The organism is Marinilabilia sp. (assembly GCF_016278715.1).
Taxonomy (GTDB): Bacteria; Bacteroidota; Bacteroidia; order Bacteroidales; family Marinilabiliaceae; genus Marinilabilia.
Genome location: NZ_JADQBH010000213.1, coordinates 1 through 10,497, shown reverse-complemented (window position 1 = coordinate 10,497; position 10,497 = coordinate 1). Strand labels below are relative to the sequence as shown.

Genomic DNA, 10,497 nt, shown 5'->3' with positions numbered 1-10,497 from the left:
CCGATCATAATAAAAACAATTCAAACGGGTTGTTGAATGTCAAATTACGTACTCTCAACAAAAAATGCCATGACAAATCACAGTTCTCCCTCCGGCTTGTTTCTTTCCACAAGCAACTGTCTTTCGATATCCGCAATGTTATACAACAAAATAAACTGCTGTCTATCCAGCGGTTGAAGCTCTTCCTGCAAGATTTTCTGAACTTCATGGACTATCGTGGTAATTTTATCAACCCTGTCCTGCATGGACGATTCGTCATCAAAAACATGAAGAACCTCTTTCCCAATGGATAAGAGCATAGAACTGGCCGGTTTTTCCAACTCCCGGTGAGCCCCGAATGCCGAAATAAAAGAAAGCAATGCATGATTGAGGTGTGTCAGTTTAAAAGCTTTCTGACGAAATTTACTGTACTTTCGGGGCTCAGCCTGCATATCCTGCCAGGCAAGAGCCACGGCATTATCTGCCTGATGAGCCTCCCGGCGGGCAATCCGATACTCCAGATTATCATCAGAAGTTCCTGACTCATATTCTGACAGAATTGCACTCAAATAAGAAATATTTTTTTGGATACCTGCAGAGAGTAGCCCTGGAAGTCTTTTGTATTGCCATTGAGGCCACAAAAAACGAACAGTTCCCAGAGCCAGAAAAGCTCCGATAAGCGTATCGATTAGCCTTGGAAGCATGACAAGCACCCCCCTGCTGGAAATGAGGTTAAACGCGCACAACACAAAAATGGTAATAAAAATCACTGAAACGGAATATTGCCTTTTGAGCCAGGCAAAAAAGAGAAATGCTGAAGCCAACATCAGAAACACCTGACCGGGCAAGGTAAGAAACTTCACAATGAGCACACCTGCAACAATCCCTGTAATGGTACCTAAGACCCGCTGAAACAGACGTCTTCGTGTTGCACTATAACTTGGCTGAAGAACAAACAGGATGGTCAATACAATCCACTCGCCCTTATCAATATTAAAGAATTCACTGATAAAAAACCCTACCCAAAAACACAGTGCCAACCGAATAGCATAACGCATTCGCGGGTGTTGAAAGGAGAGTTGCGACTTAAATCTCTGCAACAGAGACCTATTGTCTCTTGAAAGTCGGGGTAAAACTGAGTTCTCCGGCTTTTCGGTCAGTCGCTCAAAAGAGATACTGGCTCTGGTAAGATTGCCAACCAAAAGTCGCACAGGATGTGTATTCTCAAGACCTAACTGCTCCAACCTGGCGGAAAGTGCTTCAACCACCCACTTCAACGAAGCCGGCGGAGAAAATGAAGTTCCCAAAAGTAAACTATCGGAAAATTTCTTAGCAGCATGTGACAATTCATGAAGTGTATGTCCGGAAATTTCCACCACCTCTCTGTTGGTACTTTCATTGCTCAACAGGTCATATCGTTCGTGGGTACTGGCGGCTCGCTCGTGCAACCCCTGAAGAATCATAAAATAATGAAACCTTAATGCCAGTCTTTGATCAGTTTCATTGGCATCGCGGTAACTGTTCAACACTTCTTTTATACGTTCCAGGGTATTCACCATCTCAACATTTAGAAGAGCGAGACGTCCCCTTATTTGCTTTTGTTGTATTTTATCGCTGGGAAAAAGAGAAGACTTCTCTTCCATATATCCGGAGAGGGCCAAAAACCCACGGGCCAGCTGTTCATCAAGCAATCGATAGGGGCGGTAATAAAGCAGCCCCAATGAAATAATACCATAAATTAAAGCACCGCCTGGCAAAAGGATGGGCTGCCAATACCAGGCAGGACTAATTTCAGCCCCTATCATGGCATAAATACCTATTAGAATGGCCCCGAATGTCACCCCCCGGTATCGCTCTCCGGTTCCACCCGCCAGGATGAAAACAATAGTTGAAAATCCAAGCCCCAGACCCAATAAAACCGGCCACGGACGCAACAGTTCAACCGACAAACTGGAAACACCAAAACTCAGCACCTTTAATGCCAGCGACTTAACACGACCTCTCGGATGGTCATCTGTTTCGGATAATGCACCCGCCAAAACACCCAAAGCCAAAGTAACTGCGAAGAAAGAAAGACCGGCAATTTCAAGCGGAATAGCTACAGCAGCCATCACCATCGTAGCTTTAGCTGCCATCAACAGATCCGGGTGGCCCCATAATTTTCGTTGCCAACGCTTATAAAAACTTTGATTTCTTAAAGAGAAGACATTTTTTACGGGCATAAGCAATCCATTGGAGGTAAAGTTATGTTTTGCAGAGACTTAACAATTTATAAAAAACACACTGAATGATATTTTTTTATCGCACGATTAAAAGCCATAGCATAGTATTACAACTACAGTACTAAAATCATATAAACTACTGTTAACAGCACAGCAATCAAGACAAGCAATGCTAAAAAACGTGTAGCAAGCCCGGTTCCTTTCAATAGTGGCATACGCCTGGTTGCCCGGTCAAAAGCACCCATCCGTGAAGGTTGGGCAACAGGTTGGGCAAAAACTTTCATCTCTTCGATGATTTTTCTTGCACGTTCGGCATCGTCGGCTTTTACCTGAAGTTTCATCCCCCCAACTGCATTGTGAATATAGGTCTGAGAAACCAGTTCGTCTTTTACAAAACATTCGATCCCCTCAGACTCAAGTTTGCTTCTGACCAGTCCCATCTCAGGTGCAAAACTGAAAGTGGCAATGGTTTCCAATGATTGGTTCATAATTTCATGGTTTTAATGTTGAGTCACGTCTAAAATAGTTCGTTAAAAAAAGTCTGAACGCAAAGACGCAATGGCGCAAAGTTTTTATTATCAGAGAGTTGCAACAGACATTGCGCGTTGTGTAAATTACTCACTAACAGGCATTTAAAAAAGTTTAACGAAGTATTGTTCTAAAAAACATCTTTATTGCCAAACTCAATGTTTATCTCCCGCTATATGTCATTAAATTTTATTGACCCCCGGTTTTCTTCATCGGGCGCATAACTGTAAATATCTCTCAAAAGCTGAGCATACTTATTGTATATCACCCTGCGTCGCAATTTCAGGGTAGGTGACAGTTCGCCAGTACCAGGTCCCCAGGGCTCACAAACCAGGCGGAATCTTTTGATTTGTTCCGTTTTGCCCAACGACTTATTGAATTGAGTCACCTCTTTTTGAAACAGTTTCTGCACTTTTGGATGTGCCACCAGCTCCTGATTATCGCGAAAATGGATCCGGTGACCATTTGCCCATACATGAAGGTACTCAAAATTGGGAGAGACAAGGGCACTGGCAAATTTTTCATTTTCTCCCACAACCATCACCTGCTCAATAAAAAAAGATTCTTTCAGTAAGTTTTCGATTGACTGGGGTGCAATATATTTACCGCTGGAAGTTTTAAACATCTCCTTTTTCCTGTCGGTTATTTTCAGGAAACGACCTTTCTCAAAAGTTCCGATGTCCCCTGTATGAAGCCATCCATCTTTTTCAAGTACTTCGTCGGTATTTTTGGTATCCTTGTAATAGCCTTTCATTACACTGGGTCCTTTGACCAGAATTTCGCCATCCTCATCAATTCTCACTTCAATATTACTTAGTGTAGGCCCCACGGTACCTATCAATAAGGAATTGGGTTCACTCAAATGATTCGCGGCAATTACCGGAGAAGTTTCAGTCATTCCGTATCCTTCCATCAGGGGAATGCCGGCAGCAAAGAACAAACGGCTCAATCGGGGCTGAAGAGCTGCGCCACCTGATATCACAAACTTCAGATGGCCTCCAAAAATCTTTTGCCATTTGGAAAACACCAGCTTTCGGGCTACCCACAACCTTAAACCATACCAGAAATGATGCTTCCCATCAACCCGGTAATGTTCACCGAGCTTAAGCGACTGGAAAAAAATCATTCTTTTAAAACCTCTTAACTCTTCTCCTTTTGAAACAATTCTATCGTAAATACGCTCAATAACCCGCGGCACCGTTGCAAATGCAGAGGCTTTAATTTCGGCCATATTCTGAGCAATAGCTCCAAGGTTTTCGGCGTAATATATGCTGCAGGCTTTTTTCTGAAAAAGATAGTTTGCCATGCGTTCGTAAACATGACAAAGAGGCAGAAAGCTGAGAATACGATCTGTCTCATTCAAAGGATAAAGTGCCTCCACACCTTCCAGGTTGCTTAAAATATTGCGGTGGGAGAGCATAACCCCTTTGGGCAGGCCCGTGGTCCCGGAAGTATAAATTATTGTTAACAGGTCATCCGGCTGAATGGAGGCAGAAATCTTTTCGAACTGCTCTCGGTATTTCACTTTTGCGTTAAACCCCTCGCGCGTCACCTCTGTCCAGTTGGGAATATCCTCGTAATGATTAAAAGTATAGATTTTTTTGAGTTTCCCTATTTTTTTTGCAATCAGTTGTAACCGCTTGTAAGTAGGCAAATCCGAAACGATTAACATCTTAGAGTCCGAATGAGAAAGAATGTGTTTGTACTCATCGTCGCCAAGAGTAGGATAAACAGGCACATGAACCACCCCAACCATTGCCATCCCCATATCCACGAAATTCCATTCCGGACGGTTGTTCGAAACAGTGGCTATCTTGTCTCCTTTTTTAAAGCCCATTGCTAAAAGGCCAAAAGCAAAATTCCGCGCATTCCGGATATAATCTTCCGTACTGAATTTCACCCAATTTCCTTCCCGCTTGGCTACTAAAAGGTCAGACTTTTTATGGTTGAGTCTAAGGTTTTCCAATAAATCAAAAGTCCTGTCGATCCTCATCACTTTATAGCTGTTTCCCGGCAATCAGAGCCGGATGATTTCAAACTGAATAAACCCTGAACTATTCAGGATAATTTCTCTTCAATCAAAGCTTTAGCTTTCGTTAGCGCACTGTCAAGTCCTGCCGGATTCTTTCCGCCGGCAGAGGCAAAAAACGGCTGACCACCGCCACCGCCCTGAATTTCCCGGGCAACATAACGTATCAGGTCTACAGCATTCAGGATACCGTCATTGGCCAGTCTGTCAGAAAGAATTACCGCCAACTGGGGCTTTCCTTTCACTTCGGTACCAAGAACAGCAACCATCTCTCCATCAATCTCATTGCGGAGCTGAAAAGCCAAATCTTTAAGGTTACCGCCCAGTTCAGGCTTTACCTGCTTAATAATAATATGAACTCCTTTAAACTCCTGAGCGCCGTCAATAATGGTTTGTTTTTCAATTTTCAGGAAGTTTTGCATCATTCCCTCCAGCTCTTTAGACAGTCTGGAGTTCTGATTGATTAAACTCTCAATACTCTTACGTAACTGTCCTTTACTCTTCACTAGGCCGCCGATCTCCTCGAGTACATCCGACTGGTTGTAGGCCATTTCCTCTGCCCTCTCTGCGGTCACTGCTTCAATACGCCTGATACCGGCAGAAACAGATCCTTCACTTAAAACACGGAAAAATCCAATTTCTCCGGAGGCATGAACGTGCGTTCCGCCGCAAAGCTCAACTGAATCACCAAACCCGATGGTACGCACCACATCCCCATACTTCTCGCCAAACAGGGCCATGGCTCCCATTTCCCGGGCCTTTTCAATCGGAACCTCCCGGTGCTCCTCCACCTGGATATTGTTCCGGATTTCAGCATTTACCATCTTCTCAACGGTTCGGATTTCTTCAGGAGAAACTTTCTGGAAATGGGCAAAATCAAACCTCAGATAATCAGGATGAACCAGGGAACCCTTTTGTTCCACATGGCCACCCAGAACTGTTCTCAGCGCCTTGTGCAACAAGTGAGTAGCAGTGTGATTACTGGCCGTTCGGCGGCGTTTATCCACATTCACCACCGCTTTGAACTTCTCCTCTATTTTTTTGGGAAGTGACCCTGCAATATGTATAATCAGGTCATTCTCTTTTTTTGTATCAATAATTTCAATCTTTTCATCACTTCCATTAATAAATCCGGAGTCACCTACCTGTCCTCCACTTTCAGCATAAAATGGTGTAATATTGAAAACAAGTTGAAACTGTTCTTTGTTTTTAACCTTCACTTTTCGGTAACGGGTAATATAGACATCCGTTTCCTGAAAATCATAGCCTACAAACTCCTCCTCTTTATCATCACGCAATACAATCCAGTCGCCTGTCTCTACCGTTGCTGCATTTCGCGCACGGGATTTCTGGGCTTCCATCTCCTTTTCAAACTCCCGGCGATTCACAACAAGTCCTTTTTCCGAAAGGATAAGTTCGGTAAGATCAAGCGGAAAACCAAATGTATCGTAAAGTTCAAATGCAACTTTTCCATCCACCACCTTATAATCCCGGCTAATGGTTTCATCAATGATCTTATCCAGCAATGTAATTCCGGTAGAGAGGGTTTTCAGAAATGACTCTTCCTCTTCATGAATCACCTTATCAATCAACTCTCTTTGAGATTTCAACTCCGGATAGGCATCTCCCATGACATCAATCAAGACGGGCAAAACACCACTCAGAAAGGGTTGACGAACATTCAAAAAAGTATAAGCATACCGGACAGCACGTCTCAAAATTCGGCGGATGACATAGCCCGCTTTGTTATTGGAAGGCAGCTGACCATCAGCAATAGAAAAAGCAATGGTACGAATATGATCGGCAATAACACGCATGGAGACATCACCATCAACCGAGGCCCCGTATTTCACATTGGTAAGCGCGGAAATTTGCTGAATCAGCGGAAGGAAAATATCTGTGTCATAATTAGAACTTTTATGCTGAAGCACACGACAAAGTCGTTCAAATCCCATCCCCGTATCCACATGTTTCTGAGGGAGAGGATTAAGTTCACCGGAAGCATTCCGGTTGTATTGAATAAAAACAAGATTCCATATTTCTATCACTTCGGGATGATCCTGATTGACCAGTTCATGTCCTCCTTTTTGGGTCCTCTCCTCCTCGCTTCGAAGATCAATATGAATTTCTGAGCAAGGACCACAAGGACCGGATTCTCCCATCTCCCAAAAGTTATCTTTCTTATTTCCGTTGATAATGCGATCTTCGGGCAGGAATTGTTTCCAACACTGAGCCGCTTCATTGTCGCGCTCCACACCATCACTACTATCACCTTCAAAAACGGTGGCATAAAGACGGCCTTTATCAATTTTAAGTTCGGAAGTCAGAAACTCCCATGCCCAGTCAATAGCCTCTTTTTTAAAATAATCACCAAAGGACCAGTTGCCCAACATCTCAAACATAGTATGGTGATAGGTGTCGTGGCCAACTTCTTCCAGGTCGTTGTGTTTACCCGAAACCCTCAGGCACTTTTGGGCATCCGCAACCCTTGAACTAACCGGCTCACGATTACCTAAAAAGATATCCTTAAATTGGTTCATCCCTGCATTGGTAAACATAAGTGTAGGGTCGTTTTTCACAACCATAGGTGCAGAAGACACAATAACGTGCTCTTTAGATTTGAAAAAGTCAAAAAATTTCTGTCGTACCTCAGATGCTCTCATATAATATAAATTGATAATTAGCTGGTAAAAAATTGTGTCAAGATAAAGTGATGTGTTAAAATTGTTTTATTCCCTTCTAGTATCCTTAAAAAAACATATGCCATCCCGCTATCCAACACATTTACAAGTCATTAAAAACTACCTAACTCTATTTATAATAGTCTTATAATAGTCACCTTTAATTAGTTTTAACTTCTAATTGTAAACTTTCTACCAAAAAAATTAAACTTTTTTTTGTTTTTCCCGTAAACTACCCGTCCAAACACTTGGGCTTTAAGTCATTTAAACAGTCATAACTATCTGTATTGTAACATAATAAAAAGTTCCAGAAGGACAATTTATTTAAACAGTGATAATTTGACTGTAAAGATGAAAAAACATCACCGGGCACAAAATTAGATTAATCCTCTAATAAATAGGTGTTGAAAACTTTTTTTTCTATTTTTGGGCAACAAAATTACACCCTATGTCAAAACAAAAGTATAAATACAATCCGGAAACGTTAAATTACGAACCGATTGCAACAGGAACACGATACATGCTTCGTCGCGTATTTACCTACTCCATGTTCTCTGCTGTTTTGGGGGTGTTTTATTTTTTAGGTTATTCGTATTTATTTGACAGCCCGCAAGAGAAAAAGCTGAATCGTGAAAATTCAAGATTACAGGCCCAGTATGAAATAATGGACAAAAAGCTTCAACAAATTCAAATTGTACTGGACGATATTCAACAACGCGACGAAAATATTTACCGGGTCATTTATCAGGCTGACTCCATTCCCAATTCAATCAGACGAGCCGGTTTTGGTGGTGTTAACCGCTACAAGCATCTGGAAAACCTCGAAAATGCCGATTTGGTCGTCAATACCTCCGAGAAGCTTGATGTCATCATGAAGCAACTCTATGTACAAAGCAAATCATTTGATGAAGTCATTGACCTCACTCTTCGCAAGGAAGAAATGTTACGTTGCACCCCTGCCATTCAACCCATTTCAAACAAAGATCTTCGTCGCACAGCATCAGGTTACGGATGGCGAATAGACCCCATATACAAAGTTAAGCGTTTTCATGAAGGCATGGACTTCTCTGCTCCCACAGGGACAGAAATCTACTCAACTGGTGACGGTGTTGTAAAAAGGGTTATTCGTTCGCATGGCGGCTATGGTAACCATTTGGAAATTGATCATGGTTTTGGTTACTCTACTGTTTATGCCCACATGGATGACTTCAACGTTAAAAAAGGACAAAAGGTTAAACGGGGAGACGTCATCGGAATGGTGGGGAACACAGGAAAATCCACCGCACCTCACCTCCACTACGAAGTAAGGGTTAAGGGACGACCAGTAAATCCGGCCCACTACTACTTTCAGGATCTGACACCGGAGCAATATGAAAAAATGATTCATATCTCAAGTAACAGCAACCAAACATTTGACTAACAAGTTAATTCATCCAACGGATCCATTTAATAAGCAACAAATTATATTTGCAGCCTCCAAAAAAAAGAATTAAAATTGTAATTGCTGCCCGAACTATATTCCGGCAGCAATTCTTATTTAGTCTTTGCAAGAAAACGCTATAAACTGCGTTATTCTCGTTTTTGAAACAGTCATTTACGATTAAGCGATGCCCTACAAAGAGCCAAAAATTGAAAAGCTTTACTACTCCATTGGGGAAGTTGCCACTATTTTTGATGTCAATACATCACTCATCCGATTCTGGGAGAAAGAATTTGACATCATCAAGCCCCATAAGAACAAAAAGGGGAATCGGTTATTTACCAAAAAAGATATTGATAATTTTCATTTAATTTTTCACCTGGTCAAAGAGCGGGGAATGACCCTTAAAGGGGCTCAAAAAAAGCTGAAAGAAAACAAGGAGAGCACAGAAAACAACTTTGAAGTGGTTAAGAAATTACAAGATATCAGAACACTGTTGGTTGACATTAAGGACAATATTTAGTATTTGCAGGAATAGGACAAATACTGCCGACCCAAGCATAGGGGAATTGTTTATTTCGTTATTGAAGCAGAACTTCTTATAACTGAAGCTCTCTGATTTCAACTTTTCGGAACGAAAGCCATGTCTTTTGCGAATTACTTTTCAAAAAAAATGAAAAGCATCTGGTTTTCCTGCAGCCATTGTTAACCAACCCGCATTGTTTCCAAACACACTAAAACATTCCGGTCCTTTTGTTTTCCGTTGCTTCAAAACGCCGGATTTCCTTAATTTTTTATGACACAACTTATTGCTATAATTAAAGAACTGGAGGCATTCGCTCCGCTGGCATTTCAGGAAGACTATGACAATTCAGGGCTTCAAACAGGTCATCCCGAAATGGAAATTTCCGGAGCGCTCATAACCCTGGACGTTACAGAAAAAGTACTGGAGGAAGCCATTTCCAAAAACTGCAACCTCATTGTTGCCCACCACCCCCTAACCCTGAAAGGAATAAAAACGCTGACCGGAAAAAACGAGCCGGAAAGAATTCTAATTTCGGCCATTAGAAACAACCTTGCAATCTATTCGGCCCACACCAATATGGACAGCATAGAAAACGGAGTCAGCACCATTTTTGCCCGCAAACTGGGATTGCAAAAGATAAAAATACTACAACCAAGGGAAGGCCTGCTCCTCAAACTTGTCACTTTTGTTCCCACCGATTATGCCAAAAATGTCAGGGAAGCCCTGTTCGCGGCCGGCGCCGGATTCATTGGAAATTACGACAGTTGCAGTTACAATATTTCCGGAGAAGGCACCTTTCGTGGGGGAGAAAACACCAATCCTTTTACAGGTCAAAAGGGAGAGTTGCACTATGAGAAAGAGCAAAGAATAGAAACGATTGTTCCGGCCCATTTGAAAAATAAAATTTTGCAAGTACTTTTCGCCGCGCACCCATACGAAGAGGTAGCATACGACTTTTATCCGCTTGATAATCACTGGGAACAGGTTGGATTTGGAGCCATCGGAGAACTGGACGAAGAAATTTCTGAAGAGAGATTTCTTGGTTTACTGAAAAAAACCACCGGTGCCGGATGTATCAGGCATACAGAGCTCAGGAAAAAACCTGTTAAAAA

General features: G+C 42.2%; 7 protein-coding genes. 3 read left to right on the top strand and 4 right to left on the bottom strand.

Annotated features, from left to right (window positions below):
• Positions 1-77 precede the first annotated feature (77 nt).
• From QZZ43_RS13065 to alaS, 4 genes are all read right to left on the bottom strand, one after another.
• Positions 78-2,201, bottom strand: a complete 2,124-nt coding sequence (locus QZZ43_RS13065; protein WP_291860102.1) for an FUSC family membrane protein — start codon at positions 2,199-2,201, stop codon at positions 78-80.
• Positions 2,202-2,314: 113 nt separating this feature from the next.
• Complete coding sequence (locus tag QZZ43_RS13060) at positions 2,315-2,689, bottom strand: DUF2007 domain-containing protein (RefSeq protein WP_291860100.1); 375 nt, start codon at positions 2,687-2,689, stop codon at positions 2,315-2,317.
• 212 nt (positions 2,690-2,901) lie between these two features.
• The gene (locus QZZ43_RS13055; RefSeq protein WP_291860105.1) at positions 2,902-4,722 is read right to left on the bottom strand and encodes a long-chain fatty acid--CoA ligase; all 1,821 of its coding nucleotides are present in this window, start codon (positions 4,720-4,722) and stop codon (positions 2,902-2,904) included.
• Positions 4,723-4,787: 65 nt separating this feature from the next.
• On the bottom strand, positions 4,788-7,421 hold the full coding sequence (gene alaS / locus QZZ43_RS13050; RefSeq protein WP_291860097.1) for an alanine--tRNA ligase: 2,634 nt from the start codon (positions 7,419-7,421) through the stop codon (positions 4,788-4,790).
• Positions 7,422-7,887: 466 nt separating this feature from the next.
• Here alaS and QZZ43_RS13045 point away from each other — a divergent pair, with 466 nt between their 5' ends.
• The 3 genes from QZZ43_RS13045 to QZZ43_RS13035 all read left to right on the top strand — a co-directional run.
• The gene (locus QZZ43_RS13045; protein WP_291860094.1) at positions 7,888-8,859 is read left to right on the top strand and encodes a M23 family metallopeptidase; all 972 of its coding nucleotides are present in this window, start codon (positions 7,888-7,890) and stop codon (positions 8,857-8,859) included.
• A 187-nt stretch (positions 8,860-9,046) separates the two neighbouring features.
• Entirely contained in the window at positions 9,047-9,382 is a 336-nt protein-coding gene (locus QZZ43_RS13040) for a MerR family transcriptional regulator (protein WP_291860091.1), read from the top strand.
• A gap of 273 nt (positions 9,383-9,655) precedes the next feature.
• Positions 9,656-10,497: YqfO family protein (locus tag QZZ43_RS13035; protein ID WP_291860088.1), on the top strand; the 842-nt coding region annotated here is incomplete at its 3' end.